This window comes from Maribacter cobaltidurans (assembly GCF_002269385.1).
Classification (GTDB): Bacteria; Bacteroidota; Bacteroidia; order Flavobacteriales; family Flavobacteriaceae; genus Maribacter; species Maribacter cobaltidurans.
This window is the reverse complement of sequence record NZ_CP022957.1, coordinates 2,318,321-2,337,514: the sequence shown is the minus strand read 5'-3', so window position 1 is coordinate 2,337,514 and position 19,194 is coordinate 2,318,321. Positions and strand designations below refer to the sequence as shown.

The 19,194-nt window shown below is 39.6% G+C and carries 10 protein-coding genes; 2 read left to right on the top strand and 8 right to left on the bottom strand.

The window, feature by feature from the left end:
- Positions 1-127 precede the first annotated feature (127 nt).
- Both CJ263_RS10235 and CJ263_RS10230 read left to right on the top strand, forming a co-directional pair.
- Complete coding sequence (locus CJ263_RS10235) at positions 128-793, top strand: DUF433 domain-containing protein (RefSeq protein ID WP_094997176.1); 666 nt, start codon at positions 128-130, stop codon at positions 791-793.
- A complete protein-coding gene (locus tag CJ263_RS10230; RefSeq protein ID WP_094997175.1) occupies positions 793-1,185 on the top strand; it encodes a PIN-like domain-containing protein in 393 nt (130 codons plus the stop codon). Before CJ263_RS10235 ends, CJ263_RS10230 begins: the two co-directional genes overlap by 1 nt.
- 9 nt (positions 1,186-1,194) lie before the next feature.
- Here CJ263_RS10230 and CJ263_RS10225 read toward each other — a convergent pair whose 3' ends face one another.
- The 8 genes from CJ263_RS10225 to CJ263_RS10190 all read right to left on the bottom strand — a co-directional run bounded on the left by CJ263_RS10225 (position 1,195) and on the right by CJ263_RS10190 (position 19,180).
- On the bottom strand, positions 1,195-1,860 hold the full coding sequence (locus CJ263_RS10225) for an ABC transporter ATP-binding protein (RefSeq protein ID WP_094997174.1): 666 nt from the start codon (positions 1,858-1,860) through the stop codon (positions 1,195-1,197).
- Positions 1,861-1,904: 44 nt separating this feature from the next.
- Positions 1,905-4,313, bottom strand: a complete 2,409-nt coding sequence (locus tag CJ263_RS10220) for an ABC transporter permease (protein WP_094997173.1) — start codon at positions 4,311-4,313, stop codon at positions 1,905-1,907.
- A gap of 41 nt (positions 4,314-4,354) precedes the next feature.
- A complete protein-coding gene (locus CJ263_RS10215) occupies positions 4,355-6,805 on the bottom strand; it encodes an FtsX-like permease family protein (protein WP_094997172.1) in 2,451 nt (816 codons plus the stop codon).
- 32 nt (positions 6,806-6,837) lie between these two features.
- Entirely contained in the window at positions 6,838-9,210 is a 2,373-nt protein-coding gene (locus tag CJ263_RS10210) for an ABC transporter permease (protein WP_094997171.1), read from the bottom strand.
- 32 nt (positions 9,211-9,242) lie between these two features.
- Positions 9,243-11,657 carry an ABC transporter permease gene (locus CJ263_RS10205; RefSeq protein WP_094997170.1) on the bottom strand — a complete coding sequence of 805 codons (2,415 nt, stop codon included), beginning with the start codon at positions 11,655-11,657 and terminating at the stop codon, positions 9,243-9,245.
- A gap of 240 nt (positions 11,658-11,897) precedes the next feature.
- Complete coding sequence (locus CJ263_RS10200) at positions 11,898-14,273, bottom strand: ABC transporter permease (protein ID WP_094997169.1); 2,376 nt, start codon at positions 14,271-14,273, stop codon at positions 11,898-11,900.
- Between the two features lie 64 nt (positions 14,274-14,337).
- On the bottom strand, positions 14,338-16,737 hold the full coding sequence (locus tag CJ263_RS10195; RefSeq protein ID WP_094997168.1) for an ABC transporter permease: 2,400 nt from the start codon (positions 16,735-16,737) through the stop codon (positions 14,338-14,340).
- A gap of 82 nt (positions 16,738-16,819) precedes the next feature.
- Positions 16,820-19,180 (bottom strand): ABC transporter permease, encoded by a 2,361-nt coding sequence (locus tag CJ263_RS10190; protein ID WP_094997167.1) that lies wholly within the window; start codon positions 19,178-19,180, stop codon positions 16,820-16,822.
- Positions 19,181-19,194 lie beyond the last annotated feature (14 nt).

The following is a 19,194-nucleotide window of genomic DNA, read 5'->3' as shown; positions in this document are numbered from 1 at the left end:
ACAAAAAATAACTAAACTATACATTATATTAGAAGTAAATCAATTAAAGCAATTAATTGATACAAAATTAGTTATTGATAATGGCAACAATCTATAACAAGTCACTATTTATAATATTGAGATAACGATGGTACGCGAAAAACTTGAACTAGGAGCTGGTATATATACAATTACAAGCATTTCCGATATTCTTAAAATTAAGAAGAATAAGATTTCGCATATTTTCAATTATTATTATAACTATAAACTCGAAGATTCATCAAATCATAAGTATTTATTGGATATTGAAGGTCATAAAGCTGTAAATTTTTTAAGCCTTGTTGAAATAAAAATTTTTTACACTCTACGTGAACACGGTATTAAATATCCAACAACTTTCAAAGCGCATGAATTTCTTTCCAAAGAATTAAAAACGCCCTATCCGTTTGCTCATCATGAAATATTGATTTCTGGATCTGATATTCTTTTTGAATTAGATAGCAAGGATTTAATAAAAGCAGATGAATCCAAGCAAACTGCAATCAAAGGCATAGTCCTTCCTTTTTGTAAGAAAATCGAGTATAACTCGAAAAATATTGCAAAATCCTATTATCCATTAGGAAAAGAAAAATCTATTATAATAGATCCTGAACATCAGTTTGGCGAGCCAACAATAAAAAACACAAATATTCTCGTCCAAAGTGTTGCTGAAATGTACAACGCAGGAGATAGCAAGGAGTTAATTTCAAACATTTACAATCTCAATTATGAGACTATAAATGATGCGATTTCCTATTACAATCAATCTGCTTAATGGAGTTTTTCTTTGACGAGAATTTCGACAATAATATTCCTGACGCATTGAATCTAATCGAAAAATTAGAAGGTAAGCACAGTGTAAGTCCGACAAGAAGAATATTCAAACCAGGCATTAAAGATCCTAATCTAATTCCAAAGATTTCAAAAAAGAAAGGAGTTTTGGTAACGTTTGATAGAAAGGCCCTTAAAGCACATATTAAATTGCTGAAACGTCATAAAGTATCGGTTTTTGCTTTAAGCTTTGGCAGCGAAAAATATTCAGAAAAAGTTCATTTGATTTTAAAGAGTTGGAAGCTCATTAAGGAAAAGGTCGAACTACATGAGAATTTGAAACAAAGACCATATTTCTATAAAGTTTCCAATAATGGATTAAAGGAATGGAAATAATAATACAAATTAAACCTTTCTCCCGTCCAGCAAATTGATAATCCGTGAGCCATAGGCCGCATTTTTTTCGGAATGCGTGACTTGAATAATGGTGACCCCATCTTCCTGGTTTAATTTTTTGAACAGCTCCATTATTTCTTCACTTTGTTGGGAGTTAAGATTACCCGTTGGCTCATCGGCTAAAATCAACTTGGGATTGGCGATCAATGCCCTGGCCACCCCAACAAGCTGTTGTTGCCCTCCACTTAACTGTGCAGGGAACAAATCCTTTTTTCCCACGATATTAAATCGATCTAACATATCGGCAACCATGGCCTTACGCTCAGAGCCTTTGAATTTTTTATACAGAAGGGGCATTTCCAAGTTTTCCTGTACCGTTAAATCATCCAGGAGATGATAGGATTGAAAAACAAAACCGATATATTCCTTGTACAGGTTGGAACGGTGTTTCTCCTTTAGGGTGTGCACAGATTCATCCAAGAAATTATATTCGCCCTCGTCAAAGGTGTCCAACATTCCTATAACATTCAATAAGGTGGATTTACCAGAACCCGAAGGGCCCATTACGGAAATAAACTCTCCCTCTTCTACTTCCAAATTAATGTCCTTCAATAAAAAGACACGCTGTCCGCCAGAGTTGACCCATTTGAATATATTCTTTAACTGTAACAACATAGTTTTCTGTTTAATGTAAGGTTTTTTTATTTCTTAGTTATTTTTTATTCGTCTCTTAGTGATTTAACCGGGTTGGCCCGTGCCGCTTGAATGGTCCTGGTTCCAATAGTCAATAATGCTATTGTAACGGCAATGGCTCCAGCTCCAACAAAGAACCCAACACCTAAGTTTATTCTATAGGCGTAGTTTTGCAACCATTGTCGCATTATATACCATGCAATGGGAGAAGCAATGAGGAAAGCCAACATTACCAATTTCAAGAAATCCTTGGTGAGGATATACGTAATGGACGTTACACTGGCGCCTACCACCTTTCTAATCCCTATCTCCTTAGTGCGCTGTGCAACAATTAACAGGGACATCGCAAAAAGACCCATACAGCTTAATATGATTGCAATGAGTGAACCGCTTGTAATCATTTTGGCCGTTGTTTTTTCACTTCTAAAGGTTCTGTCAACATTCTCGTCTAAAAAAGAACCCAAAAATGTAGCATTCGGTTCCAATTTTTTCCAAGTACGCTCCAAGGCATCATAAGAGCTAGCCATATTCTGGGGTGCCACTTTTGCATAGGCGTAGGTAAGCCCCCATTCTCTACTCATGTAAAAAGTAATGGGTTCAATAGCCCTGTCCAAATCATTGAAATTATAATCCTTGACGACTCCAAGGACCGGATAATAAACGCCATCATCAAGTTCCAATTGTGCTGTAAGTGGGTCTTCTTCCTCCAATTCCTTGGCCATTGACTCGTTAATGACCACGCCTAAACTATCGGCGGCGCTTTCAAAATCCCTACCTGCCACTAGCTCTAATCCCAAGGTTTTAATATAATCATGGTCTACGACCAAAAAATTAGTCTTTACGGCTCGGCCTTTATATTCAAAACCAATTTTACTGGATGATCGGCTGCCATCCTTTCCAAGTCCAAGGTTATTATCAGCCCCACTAACAGATAGGATATCCGGATTACCCTTTAATTCATCCTTCAGTAAATCTACCACGTCATTACTATTACGCTTTCCATTCAACGGAAAGGAAACCACCTGTTCCTTATCATAGCCCAAATCTTTGTTACGCATGTATTCAATTTGTCCCCATAACACCAAAGTGCCTATAATCAATAATATGGCAATCCCAAATTGAAATACCATAAGCACATCCCTAACCTTGTTGCTCCCTGTAGATTCCAGTTTTCCTTTTAAAGATTGAATGGTCCCCAAACGACTCATCAGCATTGCCGGGTATCCACCCACAAACATGGATATGGCTAACACCATGCCAAGTAGGCCTATAATTGCCGTAGGGTTCCACAACATTTCTGCCGAAATATGAGTGTTGAACATGGTTTTAAACTCATCTAAAAATACCAAGCTCAACAATACGCCGACACCTATGGATACCCCAAATACAAAAAGACTTTCACTCCAAAATTGAAAAAAGAGCTGCTTTTTTTGGGCCCCCAAGGTTTTACGCATCCCAATTTCCTTGAGACGTTTTGCCGTTTTGGCAATACTCATATTGATATAGTTGACACAGGCAATGAATAGGATTAAAAAAGCAACTCCTAAAATGAGATAGGGCATGCCTCTACTAATCTGTATAGTTCCGTTTTTTAAACTGGTGAAATGAACATCGGTCATGGGTACTAATCTCAAGTCTATAAATCGGCCGTTGGAATCCGGGGAAGCCCCATCCCTTTTTAACATTTCTATCCCTTCATTATAGTGTAGGTCTACAAAAGAGGCACTAATATTTTCAAAACCAGAAGCGGTCACGCCCTCATCCAATTCAACATATACATCATGATATTGGGAATCCCACTGCTCCTTATTATCAAAATAATCCTTATGACTTTCAAAACGTGCGGCAATTTCAAATTCCAACGTGCTTTGAGGTACAATATCATCCGTAATGGCACTTACCGTAAATGGTTTTTGAATGCCATTTACCAATAGATTCACTGTTTTACCAATAATATCCGTAGAACCGAATAGTTTATCCGCCGCTTTTTTTGTTAATACTACACCATTCAGGTCATTCAAAGGTTCCGTTTCATTTCCGTTGGAAATTGGGAAACTGAACATGGAAAAGAAATCTTGGTCTACCCAAACAACATCCATATCTACTTCCTTATCGTTGTAAAAAGCAAGGGTACCGTCCTGCAAATACCTAGTAATCCGTTTCACTCCTGGGACCTCAGCCTCTAAGGCAGGTGCCAAGGGTGCAGGTTGTACCGTACCTGCTTCAGGACCTTTTGGGGTTTGTTGGGTTCTGACAATTTTATAGATGGATGCACCGTTTTCGTGGAAATTATCAAAGGAAAGCTGATACAAAGCGGCCATTCCCAATAAAATGGCAACCGCAAATGCTATTGATAACCCAATTATATTCAAGGATGTATTTGTCTTATCCTTAATTAAATTTCTCCAAGCGACTTTTAGATAGTTTTTGATCATGATATTATTTTTTGATTGATTCTGACTTTATTTTAGTCCCTTTATTCCGTTCGTAAACTTTCCACGGGATTGATATTCGCCGTTCTAAAAATTCGGAGTCCTATGATGATAAGTGCTACAATGACCATTCCCAACCCACTGGCAGCGAAAACCCACCAACTAAGCGTTGTCTTATAAGCATAATCCTGCAGCCAATTGTTAACGCCCCACCAGCCCAACGGAGCGGCAATGGCAAAACCGATAAATACCAACACCATAAATTCCTTGCTGAGCAATAGGTTCAATTGGAGCAGATTGGCCCCTAAAACCTTTCTTACACCAATCTCCTTGGTGCGTCTTTCCGTGGTGTAAATGACAAGTCCGAAAAGACCTAAGCAACTGATTAGAATGGCCAGCCCAGCAGCCCATTTCAGTAATTGCGCCGTATGGCGTTCCTTGTTATAAAATCCCTTAACGGTGTCATCCATGAAATTGACGGTTATCTCTTCATCGGGATAGACCGTTGCCCAGGCATTTTCTACTTCTTTAATAGCATCCTGCCACGATTTGGAATCCGGTCCTAGGTCAAAGTGCAGTGTAGTATACCTGCTCCATGAGTTCTTGTTCCACTGACCGTATATGGCCAAGGGTTTAATGGAGGACCGTAACGAGCGTTGGTTAAAATCCCGTATCAGACCTACAACGGGTATGTTGGTGGTATCCAGCTTTACAATGCTTCCCACTACTTGGGAAGGGTCTTGAAAACCTAGACCTTTAGCAAAGGCCTCATTTACAACAAACTCCTTTATACTGTCATTTAAACGTTCCCTACCGCTCAGCAAAGGTATACCATATGTATCTAAGTAGGTAAGGTCACCTTTGAGCATTTCCGTCCCTTGATGGGTTTCCTTGCCATCCTTATAATAAGTAAGTATGGTAGATTGCACATTATTGGACGCCGGTGGGTTTCCGCCCAGACTCACATTGGATAACCCATTGATGTTTTTTACCCTATCAAAAAAAGATTGGGTCTTTGTATCGGTATTTCCGTTCCATGGCAAATGGACAAAAGCCAAGGCATGGGTTTTAATGCCCATATCTTTGTTCATTGCATAATATAATTGTTTGCCAACCAAAACTGTGGCAATAATGAAAACCTGCGCCACCGCAAATTGGAATACCGTTAAGGTCTTACGAAGACGGGTTCCCTTGTTGCCTTTTACCATTTGTCCTTTTAATACCAAAACCGGCCTAAATTTGGACAATACAAATGCTGGATAAAACCCGGATAACAGGCTTACCGTAGCGACTAACAGTAAGATTGAAGCCAGCCCCCAAGGAGAGTACAGCACGTCTAAATCTATGCCCGAAGGCAGAAAATCCGTAAACTGTTTCAACAGTAATGGGGCTAGCAAAGCAGAAAGTAGGGCCGCCACTATGGTCAATAAAAACGTCTCGCACAAAAATTGAACGATCAATTGTCTCTTGGAACTGCCCAAGGTTTTTTGGATTCCAATTTCCTTGGCCCTTGTCAGCGCTTGCGCAGAGCTAAGGTTAATAAAGTTGGCACACCCTAACAAAAGCAAGAAGAGAGCCACAAATCCTAGGGCCTTTAACACTTTTAGGTCGCCCGAATGCTCCGAATTGTTAAAGGGATAGTTGTTGTATTTTCCACCAAAGTGAAGATCTTCCAAAGGTTGAAGCGCAAATAATCGTTTTTCATCGGCCGCCCAAGGTTCCGTACTTTTGTGCTCCTCGGCCAAAGCATCCAGTCTGGCCTGAACGTTATCCATAGCCCCTTCCCCGTTTACCTTAAAAAAGAGTTGGTTGCCCGAACTGGTACTATTCCACTCTTCATCGGTGGCCATATCACTTTCACCGAACAGCTTTGCGGAAGGGAGCGACATAAACTCATAAAAATTGAAATCGGTATTGTTCGTAAAACCGGCCACAACCCCAGTGACTTTTACAGGTATGGAGTCGTTGTACATTAAGGTGCGGCCCACTATTTCGGCAAGTTTTGTATGGGGAAAATATTTTTTAGCCCTTTTTTGTTCCAATACCACTTGGGCAGGTTGTGACAGTGCCGTTTTCTTATCGCCGACCAACCACTCGTAATGGAACACGTTAAAGTAATTATCACCAGCAAAAAGGGCGTCTTCGGCGTTTTTGAACTTAAGGTCGTCCTCTTGGTTTTCAACTTTATGGAATGATGTATTGAAAAATGGAGCCGCAACTTCTACTCCGGATACACCTTCTTTAAAAGTGCGCATCAAGGGTATGGGCACCCCCCTATTGGAGAAGGTACCCTCTTTTGTTTCAAAAACGCTTACCACCCGATAGATACGCTCTTTGTCAAGATGAAATGTATCAAAGGAAAAATCATAATACACAATAGCCCCAATGACCATGGCCGCACAAATACCTATGGACAGCCCTATTACATTAATGAAAGAAAACACCTTGTTTTTAAAAATATTTCTCCAGGCAATTTTGAAATGGTTTCTAAGCATATTCTACTTTCTTATACAATGAATAGATAAATTTATTCCGACCTTAAACTTTTTACAGGATTGGCCCTTGCTGCTTTTATGACCTGAAAACTTAATGTCATGAGTGCAATTACCAAGGTCCCAATAATAGTAATCCCAAACATCCACCAGGTTATGGAGATGCGATATGCAAAGTCCTCTAACCAATTTTTTGACCACCAATAAGCTAACGGAGACGCTAAAAGAGAGGATATCAATACTAGTCTTAATAAATCCCTTGACAATAACGATACTACATTTCTCTCAGAGGCACCTAGCACCTTTCGAATCCCAATTTCCTTTCTTCTTTGAACTGCGATAAATGTTATAAGCCCAAATAATCCCATGGCCGCAATTAAAATTGCAAAAGCTGTAAAAACACTGAATATTTTTACCAGCCGATCTTCAGCCTTGTATTGTGCGTCAAAAACATCATCCAAAAAATAGTATTCAAATGGATTTTGCTCATCATATTTTATGTGAACATTTTTGAGCTGGTCTAAAAAAGTAGGAAAATTAACATTGGGTGCTATTTTTATAAACATTGTGCCACCATTTTCTAGCCAAGGAGAGGTCTTTCCATTTGAATTGACCAATAAACAAAGTGCCCCTATTTTGTGATGTAACGATGTATAAACAAAATCCTTCAAAACACCTTTTATCTCATATTGATTATTAATTTTTTGACCTACAGGATTTTTGTTGAGGTTTAACTTTTCAATAGTGGCCTCGTTTATCAATGCAAATTCGCTACCCTCGTTTAAAGTATTAAGACCAGCTAATGGTATTTCCCATTTTAGATTCAACAGCGATATAAAATTTGAATCAACATTCATAAAAGGTAAAAAAGCCATTTCCTCACTTTCGTTTCGTTGTACACCCATCATGTTATGCCCTTTATAAAGGGGAGTGCTGGAGGCACTTGTCTGAGCGACTTGGGGCAATGCCAAAACTGATTCCTTAAATGCTGTAAAGTGTTCACCTACCTTTGCAGAAAATGAAAGCATAACTGTATTTTCTCGGTCAACCCCTGTTTCTGCATATCTAAAAAAATCCATCTGCCGATCAATAACTATACCACAAATTATCAATATAACTGAAATGGAGAATTGAAAAACGGTAAAGAATTTTCTAACGCTTATAGCTCCTTCTTGCTTCCTTATTTTTCCATAAAGAGCCATAACTGGACGATAGGCAGAAAGTAAAATAGCTGGATAGGTTGCCGCTAACAGGACGGTCATTACAAAAAGTATTGTATATGAAATAAGCATATTCCGGCTATACAAAAAGGCGTTGTCAATGGGTATTTGTAAAAAGTCAAAAAAATAGGGCTGAAACAGCATGCACAGAACGTAACCAGCAGCAAAAGCAATTGTTGTGTACAATACGGACTCAAAAAAGAACTGAACCGCAATGGACTTTCTATTCGCCCCCAAAACCTTTCTTACTCCAATCTCCTTTGAACGGGTTGCTGCATGAGCGGTTGAGAGGCTTGCATAATTGACCAATGCCAACAGTAAAATGAGAAGTGCCACATAAGGAAATATTTCAATATACTTAATATTGGATGAGTTTCCCGTTAAATGAAGCTCTTGAAATGGTTTTAATATAAATTTTCTGTTAGATAAAGAATGGTCATCACCCGTAAAATTGCTGATATTAGACAAGGCCATTTCCACCATTGTCGGCTTAATGTCCTTTTTTAATTTAAAATACGTGTTAAATTCCGGGGAGTTATCCTCAATATGAAATTTCAGGTTTTCCATATTAGTCAAACTGGAAACTGTTGCCACAAAATCGAATTGAATACTGGAGTTGGAAGGTGAATTCTGGGCGACACCAGTTACGATAAAATCATGCTCACCGTCATAGCGAAGGGTCTTACCTATGGGGTCTTGGTTTCCAAAATATTTTTTCGCCGTGCTTTCTGTCAATACGATGGAAAAAGGATTCTGCAACAGTTGGTCTGCATCTCCTTCTAGAAGTTCAAAAGAAAAGAAGTTGAAAAAATTATCATCCGCAAATAACAGCTTATCCTCTAAAAATTTTAATGCAGGATTTTCAGGGTTTTCAACTGTTACCCTTGAACTGGTCAAATAACGCTGAAAATCTTCGATTGAAGGTATTACTTGAGCACTTTCTGAACCATCCGTATATCCCATATATGGCAGAAATATTGGATCATTGCCAAATTTAATTTCGGTTTCTACCCTGTAGATATCATCTATATTTTTATGGAATTTGTCATAGCTATATTCATGACCAGTATAAAGTACAATTTGCATGCAAACCGCCAGTCCTATCGCCAATCCACAGATATTAATAATCGAATAAATCTTGTTTCGTAAAAGGTTTCTCCAAGCGACTTTTAGATAGTTTCTAAGCATATTCCACTTTCCTATACAATGAATAGATAAATTTATTCCGACCTTAAATTGTTCAAAGGTTTTAGCAATGCGGCACTTATGGACTGATAGCTAATGGTAAGCAATGCCACCAATAAAGCGATAAAGCCGGCCATCAAAAATATATCCCACCCTATATTTATTCTATATGCAAAATCTTCCAACCATCTGTTCATCATATACCACCCTACCGGAACGGCAATTAAGATGGAGAGGAAGATCAACTTCATAAAATCCAAGGTCAGCAATTGATAGATACTTTTAAAAGGTGCCCCAAGTACCAACCGTATACTTATTTCTTTTTTTCGCTGTTCCACTAAAAAGGCTGATAACGCAAACAATCCAAGGCACGCCACAAGAATGGCGAACATCGCAAAACTGTTGAATATTTTTCCCATCCGTTTTACGTCGTCGTGCATTTGGGCATATTCCTGGTCAAGAAATGTAAATTCAAATGTTTGATTGGGCACAAAATCGTTCCATATGCCTTTAATGTTCTCAATGGCGCCATCACTTACCCCGTTGTCAAGTTTCACGGAAACCATACTGGGTGCATTCCCCAATACCAAGGTTAAGGGTTCAATATCCTCCTTTAAATTTTTAAAATGAAAATCCTCCAAAACACCAATGATGGTCCAATCCTGCCCATTATTTATCTGTTTTCCAATTGGATCATCCAATCCCAACTTTTTGGCCATACTGGTATTGATTACAATTGCCGAGGAATCATTGGTAAATTCCTTGGAAAATCCTCGCCCACTTTTTATTTGGAGGCCTAATGTATGTATATAGTCATAATCCACTCTCCAAATCTGTGCTGGAACGGACCTTTCCTCCGTTCCCGATGCTGATTTCCTAAAACTATTTCCATTACGCTTGGTTCCCTCAACCGGAAGATAATCACTGATGGATACTTCCTTTACCTCTGAAAGTCCCAATAACCTTTCCTTAAATGCTTGGGCCCGATTGTTCAATAGGTTTGCCCCTTGTACCACCAATACCTGTTCTTTGTCATAGCCCAATTTTTTATCAAGGATAAAGTTCATTTGTTTGTAGATAATTAGGGTTCCTATGATCAGAACTACCGAGGTCGTAAACTGAAAAACGACGAGACCACTTCGTAAACCACCACTTTTACTTCCCATACTAAGGTTGCCCTTAAGGACATTAACCGGCTTAAAGGCGGATAAATAGAATGCTGGATAAAGACCTGCAAAAAGGCCAATTACCAAAGCCGAAACAACGATAATAGGTAAAAACCACCATGAAGCCCAAGGCATCATTATGCTTTTATCAGCAATGGAATTGAAGGTTGGCAATAAAAGCCAGGCCAACAAAACCCCTATAAAAAATGAGATAAAACTATAGATAATGGATTCGGTCAAAAACTGGCTGATCAAATTACCCTTAAATGCCCCGACCGTTTTTCTGAGTCCAACCTCCTTTGCCCTATTGGCCGATTTTGCCGTGGAAAGATTAATGAAATTTATGACCGCCAACAAGAGAACAAAACCAGCAATAGCAGCAAATAACCAAACAAAACGTATATCGCCATGTTTGAGTCCGTCCCCCATTTTTATATCCGATTTCAAATGGATATCTCCAATGGGTTGTAATTTGTACTCCAGGGTTTTCAATACTTCCATAAAATCCTCGCCCATCCCCCTTTCCATTTGGGCGGGAATAAAATAATTCTCCAATATGGCGCCCATTTTTTCTTCCAAGGCAGGGATATTGGTGTTTTCATCCACAAGCACATAGGTAAAATAATTGGTTGTGGTCCAACTGGTATTTTTGTCTTCTATGACGAGTAAAAAATCAAAATCAAAATGGGATTTGATAGCGGGATTATTTTTTACAATCCCAGTTATGGTGTAGGGCTTGTCCGTGTTATCATCCAAAAACAAGGTCTTTCCTAATACATCGCCATTTGGAAAATACCTTTGAGCCTTATCTTCGGTGAGTATTATACTGCTAGGGTTTTTAAAAACCTCATCCCTATCGCCCTCTAAAAGGTCCAATTCCAATATCTCTACTGCCCGCTGATCGGCAAAAACAAAACCGTCATCCAAAATGTTTTGTGAAGACCCTTGAATTCTCAGTGTCCTTTTTCCCGCACCAAACAATTCGCTTGTATTTATTTTACCGGCTTTCTCAATTTCTGGGTAGGTCGATTCCAAAGTTTCTGCAAAAAGTCTTTGAAAATGAACACTTTTCAAAACCTCACCATCCATACTTCCTTGCATTACCACCCTAAATATTCTATCCTTTTTTTGGTAGTGATTATCATAGCTCAATTCATTATTTATGAAAAGGGCTATTAACAAACAGGCTGCTATCCCAATGGAAAAACCTCCTATTTTGATAATGGTAAAGAGCTTGTCCTTTTTTATATTTCGCCAAGCGATTTTTAGATGGTTTTTAAACATAATATTCGTTTCTTGATGAGATGATGAACCTAGTCATAATTTGTAAAACTAATTTCATGCCACTTCAATAAACGTCTGATTTTAAAACACTTAAATTTCATCAAGACCAAGAGACTGTAAAATATTTGGACAAAACATGTACAATATATTTACAACGACTTTCAAAGTACAATGGGTTACCAAAATTACTTTGACCCATTTTATAAGGTATCCTTTAAAATTCTTGGTGTTGAGCCATGCTTACTCCGCCCTTAAAGACTCAACGGGATTCTGGTTTGCGGCTTTAACATAATTGATCGTTGCAATCAACCCAATGAGCAATAGCACAAAAAAACTACTGGCCAAAAAGATTCCCCAATGTAATTCTGTCTTGAAAGCAAAGTTTTCCATCCATTTATTTGCAGTGAACCATGCCCCTGCCAATCCCAATAGAACGGCAGGTATCGCCATAAATTCAAGATCGGCGAGAAAGGATTTTAAAATATCACCTAAAGTGGCACCATTGATACGCCTAATAGCCAGTTCCTTCTTTCGTCTTACGGATTCATTGGCCGTATAACCAAAGAGACCTATAATGGTAATTAACAAAATAATGGCACTACCCGCCAAAATTGCATTTCTAAAACCTTTCTCACTTTGGTAGGCGTACACCAATTCTGCATCCAAGTTTTTTACCACTGCATCACGATAGGGTAAATATTCGTTGAAAACGTCCGTAATTTTTTGAAGCATATCCGCTCCAACGCCTTCTTTTGTCTTTATAAGCAAATGGAAGGCAAATGAGGCATCTTCTTCCTTATCTGCCACAAACTTTGCTTGCGGGGCATAATGGAAAATTGCCGGACGGTCATCGGGTTGTGTTAGTGTGTTGATTACGAAATCATCAAAGATTCCCCGAACCGTAGCTGGTCCGTGTTGGGTAATGTCCACCGGTTGCCCTACGATTTCCTTCCATCCGTTCAGCACGAGTTTATCGGCCCCTTTTTTGCTGATGAGCATATCGTTCACAGCAGAATTCTCTGCTGAAAAATTCTCCCCTTCAGTTATAGGTATACCCAAAATGGACATATAATTCTCATCTATTGTATAAAAATCTGCTACGTTGAACAATTCTTTTCCATCGGCGGACTTGACGTTGTTACCTGGAGCACCACCCAAAGGAATTTTTTCTCCAATACCCACCATATCAACACCGGGAATTCCCTCAAGTTCATGTATAAGGGTATTTACTTTACTCCCTTCCATACCCGAAGTGGAACCGAAATAAATGCCCTTGGTGCCATACCCATGATCCGCTCCTATTACACTATTGTACTGCATGACCACAATGGTCAACATGGTCAATATAAAAGTAGCTCCCACGAATTGAAAGGCCAATAGGGCCAATTTCCATTTGCCTTTTTTTTGTTGATAGTTACGGAAAGCGGTAGCCACTGGAATACGCGAATAAAACCTTCCCGGAAAGTAACTTGCGGCTCCTATCAACAGGGCCATAAAAAATAATAAGGGCCATACCACTTGAGGATTCAGAACTGAGGAGAGTTTGTGTCCCAACTGCACCTCGGCAAAGGGTTTTATTAACCATAGTGTCAAAAAGGCTCCTAAAATGGACATCAAGAACAACAGGGCAGTCTCGGAAAAAATTAGCCTTTGCAGATTCAAGGATCCCGCTCCACAGGTTTTATGTATAGCCGAGCTTTTAGCCCTGTTCACCAAAACACTCATGGTGAGCAAAAGATAATTGAACAATGACACTATCAATACGGTTAGGGCTATGGTCGTAAGAATCAATATCATATTCTTTACATCGTCCACATATAAACTTTGGATGGGCTTTAAACTATATTTAAAGATGATACCGGGCTGTTCCTCTTCCAATTTGGCAATATCCTGATTTTTTTCCTGCATCTTACGTATTGCGGGCGCCAAATCTGTCGGCGAAACACCTTCCTCCAGTTTTACCACGGCATAATAACGGTCGTTGCCCATCCAATTTTGGGTACCGTCCCACATAAATTCCTTGGTGGAAACCATGGAGACAAGTACATCATAATTATAATTGGTATTTTCAGGAATGGCTTTGAAAACACCATTGATCGTAAGCTTTTTCCCGGGATATTTCTTAAGTTCAATAACCTTGCCCATAACGTTTCCTCCCATTTGGGAAGCCAACTTATCGGAAACCATGCAGCTCATCGGACTGCTCAGAACTTCCTTGGCATTACCACTTATCATGGTTCTTGGTAAGACGTCAAAGGCATATTCGTCCGCCAATGAAAAATCCGCTTCGTAGTTTTTTTTGTCCTCTGTGTAAAAAACGGATTTTCCCATGGGATTGAAACGTGTAGCCATCTCTACACCGGGCACTTCCTCACGAAGCGCCGGAGCAATGGCCCCACTTACCCTGGAAGAGGTATCGAGCTCCTCAGAGGAGGTATCCATATTAAAGTTTTCATGCACTACATACAGGCGTTCCGCATCTGGATAAAAACCATCATAACTGTAATAGTATAGTACCTCGGACAATAATAACATTCCAAAGGCTAGCCCAGCAATTAAGGATATGATACGTGTAGTGGTCTGCTCCCCTTTACGGAACAGACGTCTAAATGCCATTTTTACAAAATTCACAGCTGTGTCGTTTTTATAGTGTTTTAGCTCCCGTTATTTAACTAAATAATTACTCCGTTCGTAAACTTTTTACCGGGTTTGCCTTGGCGGCTTTAATCGCCTGAAAACTTACGGTAAGTAAGGTTACACCGAGTGCTCCCAACATAGCCAATGCAAAAATCCACCACTTTAAGACAACTCGATAAGGATATTCCTGAAGCCATCCGTTCATAATGAAATAGGCAATGGGGACAGCGATAAAACAAGAAATGATGACCAGTTTTAAAAAGTCTTTTGAAAGCATGTTCCATACGTTGAATATAGATGCGCCCAACACCTTACGAACACCAATTTCCTTCTTGCGCTGCTCCGCAACGAAGGATGTCAGCCCAAAAAGTCCCAAACAGCTGATCAGAATGGCCAAGGCGGTAAATATGCCCGAAAGTGTACCTATTCGCTCCTCGGAGGCAAATTTTTCGCCATACTCCGCGTCTATAAACTCATACTCAAATGGTATTGCAGGAAAATGTTCTTTAAAGACCCTCTCAATGACCGCGATATTCTGATTGGCACTTTGCTGCGGATTTAACCTTAGGTTGTAATAGCTGGAATTGTTATACCGGTCATACACGTAAACACCTTGTTTTACCGGCTCGTATGGCGATTGGGTAATCATATCCTGCACCACGCCAATAATTTTTAAAGGTGGATTTGGATCTTCCTCATCGTCGTCCTTTAAAAATTTACCTACTGGATCGGGCATTCCTAAATATTTTTTGGCCGTTTCATTGATAAGCACACCCAAAGAATCTGTGGCGTACTCCCTTGAAAAATCCCTGCCCTCTACTATTTTTAGGTTGAGTGACTTTGCATATTCCGGTGAGACCTCGGTCCAAGCTAGGTCTTCTTGAAACCCCTCCGGCTTTCCTTCCCATGTAAAACCTCCCCTGTTGGACCAGATCCGAGTGGTAGGACTGCTAGAAGAAGACATTTCCACCACTGCTCCGGATTCTAGAAATTCGGTTCGCATCAAATCATACTTACCGTTAAAATCCTGACTGAACGTTGGAACCTGTATCAATCCTTCCTTGTCATAACCAATCGGCCTATTTTTGGCATGATTGATCTGTTGCATCACAATGACCGTTCCTATAATAAATGCCACCGAAACCGTAAACTGCAATACCACCAATATTTTTCTGGGCAATCCGGCATATTTCCCCACTTTAAAAGTTCCTTTCAGCACATCCACAGGTCTAAAGGACGAAAGATATAAGGCAGGATAGCTACCTGCCAGTAACGCCGTGAACAAAATAAAAATTAAGGATACCAACCAAAAAAGCCCGTTACCCCAAGGAAAGGAAATCTCCTTTCTTGCCAGTTCGTTAAAACCGTTAAGGGATAGGAGTACGATCAATAGTGCCAAGAAAAAGGCGAATAGTACGACCAAAAAGGATTCGCTCAAAAATTGATAGATCAATTGTCCCCTTTGGGAACCGATAGATTTCCGGATTCCCACCTCCTTGGCCCGTTTTTCAGAGCGAGCCGTACTTAAGTTCATAAAGTTGATACAGGCCAACAGTAACACAAATGCACCGATAATACCAAAAAGCCATACATATTTTATGCGACCGCCTACTTGCTTTCCGTTTTCGAAACTGCTTCTTAGGTACCAATCTTTCATTGGAAAGAGGAAAATCTGGGGATTGAATTCCGCCGTATCCTCATTCAAATTTTTCTTTACATCCTTTATGGTTCTTGTAACTGCATCAATGGAGGTGTTATCTGCTATTTGAACAAACATTTGAAAGGAATTATTGCCCCACTGGTCCTCCGCATTTCGTATCCATTCATTATTGGCCAAATACTTTTCCCACGAAATAATCCAATCTGTATCATTAAAGGAATTATTAAACGGGATATCCTTGTAGACGGCACTTACGTTCATATCGTGCTCATTGCTTACCCTTACGATTTTACCGATTGGGTCTTCACTTCCGAAGAGTGCATTGGCCGTGGACTCCGATAGCATTATGGAATTGATTTCCCTTAATCCGTCCTTTTCTCCTTTTATAATTTCCAGATTAAAAAGTTCCGGACCTACACGCTGCATATAATTGCCCGATCTGGAAATACTTTTCTCCCCATATTTAAGGTAATGGTCATTGGTCCAGGAACACATGATCAAATGCTCAAAATTGTCGCTGTAACCGTCTCTCAATGCTTTTTCAAGGGGTCTTGGTATGGCCGGCCCTGAACCTGTTTTTCCATTAAATGTTTGGGATTGATAAATCTGGGCGATTTTTTCCTTGTTCTTAAAATAACCGTTGTATGAAAGTTCGTCCTGTATCCAAAGGCCAATAATCAAGGTGACGGCCATGCCCAATGCCAGCCCACCAACATTGATTAAAGTATAACCTTTGTTTTTTAGAAGGTTTCTCCAAGCGATTTTTAGATAGTTTTTAAACATGATTGATGATTTCTTTGATGCTTCGACTATGCTCAGCACAGGTTGATGTTTTTTATAAAGACTATCTTTTTTTTAAAATGTGTCACTCTGCACGCAAACTTTTAACCGGGTTTGATCTTGCAGCTTTGATTGCCTGGTAGCTGACCGTAATAAACGCGATGCCAAGCGCTGCTAGACCGGCCAAACCAAAAATCCACCATGAAAGTTCTATTCGATATGCAAAATCTTGCAACCAACGGTTCATCACATACCATGAAACGGGTATGGCAATAAATAGTGAAATGCAGACCAATTTCAAAAAATCTTTTGACAACAAGGCCGTAATACCGTTTACGGAAGCACCTAACACTTTGCGAACCCCTATTTCCTTAATTCTATTTTGGGCCATATAACTAGCCAAGCCAAAGAGTCCCAAACAAGAAATTGAGATGGTCAAAAGGGTAAATAAGCTGGCCAATTTTTCTATACGTTGCTCACTTATGAATTTTTGAGCATAGTCGGCATCAACAAATTCATAGTTAAAGGGATAGTTTGGATTGTATTTTTTAAAGATTTCTTCTGTAGATGCCAAATTAGATGCAATGGGCTTGTCCTTATTAAACTTTATATGAACCATTTCGAACCATCCTTTAGCACCCTCGATTACCATAGGCTCTATTTTTTGAAAAGGGGAGTTGTACACAAAATCCTCCACCACGCCAACAATATGCCACTCAATACCGTTGTCCCTGACTACTTGTCCCAAAGGATCATCAAACCCCATAAGTGCAACGGCAGACTCGTTCAAAATCATGGCCGTGGAATCGGTAGGATATTGTTTTAAATCCAAATCCCTCCCTTCCAAAAGCTGTAATCCCATCGTTTTAATGATATTATTATCAGCTACAAGCCTATGCACCAAAGTTTTGTTGTCCTCGCTTTTTCCTTTCCAATCTAAACCCCAAGAATTACTCCAGCTTTCCGTTATGGGAGAATTCGTCTTTGAGATCGATGAGGCAATACCACCGTCCAAAAGTTCGCTAGAAATATTGGTGTAATTTTTTTCAATATCACCCTCCATTTGCACATAAATAAGCTGGTCCTTGTTATACCCCAACTTGCGGTTTTGAACGGAGCTGATCTGTTGTTTTATCACAAGGGTGGCGGTAATCAATACAATGGCGACCGCAAACTGTAGCACCACCAAGACCTTGCGAGGTGTAATCAACGTATTGATTTTGCTGAACGTACCCTTGAGTACCGCTGTAGGTTTAAATGAAGATAAATAAAGGGCAGGATAACTTCCTGCAAGCACGCCGGTTAAAAGAATTATGGATAAGGTCATAGCCCAAAACATGGGGTTTAACCAATCAATGCTTAACTCCCGATCAATGAGTTGGGAGAATGCCGGGAGAACCAGTACCAAAACAATCAAAGCCACTATGGCCGCCAATGTAGAGATTAACAAAGACTCCCCTATAAACTGGAATATCAATGCTTTTTTCCGGGCACCAACCACCTTTCGCACGCCAACCTCTTTTGCTCTTTTTTCACTACGGGCGGTACTCAGGTTCATGAAGTTGATACAAGCGATAACCAGAACGATAATGGCTATAATAGTGAAAAGACGAATCACATCGATCAACCCGCCAACCTCCACCCCATTCTCAAATTCAGAATAAAGGTGTGAACGTTTATATGGATAGAGATAAGTGACCATGTTTGGGGCATCCTTATCGTAAGTTTTTCGTAGCGTCTTAATCTTTTCTGAAAATGAGGTGTAATTTGTACCTTCTTTTAATAGGACGTATGTGGCGATGGAGTTGTTTCTCCAATTCTGATCATCCCATCCCTTTTGTTTCAGGTAGGCCCAAGGCAGTAAGTATTCGAAATTGAATTCGGTATTTGATGGAAGATCTTTTAAAACTCCTGTTACCTTGAAATTATTAGCGTTGTCCATTTTCACGATTTGGCCTACTGCCGGTTCATTTCCAAACATCTTTTTTGCAAAGGTTTCGGTAACGACCAAGGCGTTTACATCATCAAGAACGGTTTCTATGTTTCCCTCCACCAATGGAAAACTGAATATTTTTAAGAAACTAGGGTCCACAATGGTTCCCGTAGATTTTAAGTTCTTATCGCCTTTACTGAATAAAAACGTATTCTCGTAGAAATAGCGTGAAACCTCCTCCACTTCAGGATAATCTGTTTTAATGGCCGTAGCCATAACCTTGGGGGTGGAGTTCCATGTCCAAATTTCGCCATCAACCTCATACTTATTATAGACCTGGTAAATACGGTCTTTGTTCTCATGAAACTGATTGAAACCCATTTCGTAATTGACCCATAACAGAATCAGTGCGGTTACGGTGAGGCCAATGGACAAACCTAAAATATTCAACAATGAAAAGCTCTTGTTACGAACCAAATTTCTCCATGCGATTTTCAAATAGTTTTTAAACATGTTTTTTGTTTTTG

Coding starts and splice junctions, on each gene's coding strand:
- CJ263_RS10235 (WP_094997176.1), top strand. CDS start 128: ATGGTACGCGAAAAACTTGAACTAGGAGCTGGTATATATACAATTACA.
- CJ263_RS10230 (WP_094997175.1), top strand. CDS start 793: ATGGAGTTTTTCTTTGACGAGAATTTCGACAATAATATTCCTGACGCA.
- CJ263_RS10225 (WP_094997174.1), bottom strand. CDS start 1,860: ATGTTGTTACAGTTAAAGAATATATTCAAATGGGTCAACTCTGGCGGA.
- CJ263_RS10220 (WP_094997173.1), bottom strand. CDS start 4,313: ATGATCAAAAACTATCTAAAAGTCGCTTGGAGAAATTTAATTAAGGAT.
- CJ263_RS10215 (WP_094997172.1), bottom strand. CDS start 6,805: ATGCTTAGAAACCATTTCAAAATTGCCTGGAGAAATATTTTTAAAAAC.
- CJ263_RS10210 (WP_094997171.1), bottom strand. CDS start 9,210: ATGCTTAGAAACTATCTAAAAGTCGCTTGGAGAAACCTTTTACGAAAC.
- CJ263_RS10205 (WP_094997170.1), bottom strand. CDS start 11,657: ATGTTTAAAAACCATCTAAAAATCGCTTGGCGAAATATAAAAAAGGAC.
- CJ263_RS10200 (WP_094997169.1), bottom strand. CDS start 14,273: ATGGCATTTAGACGTCTGTTCCGTAAAGGGGAGCAGACCACTACACGT.
- CJ263_RS10195 (WP_094997168.1), bottom strand. CDS start 16,737: ATGTTTAAAAACTATCTAAAAATCGCTTGGAGAAACCTTCTAAAAAAC.
- CJ263_RS10190 (WP_094997167.1), bottom strand. CDS start 19,180: ATGTTTAAAAACTATTTGAAAATCGCATGGAGAAATTTGGTTCGTAAC.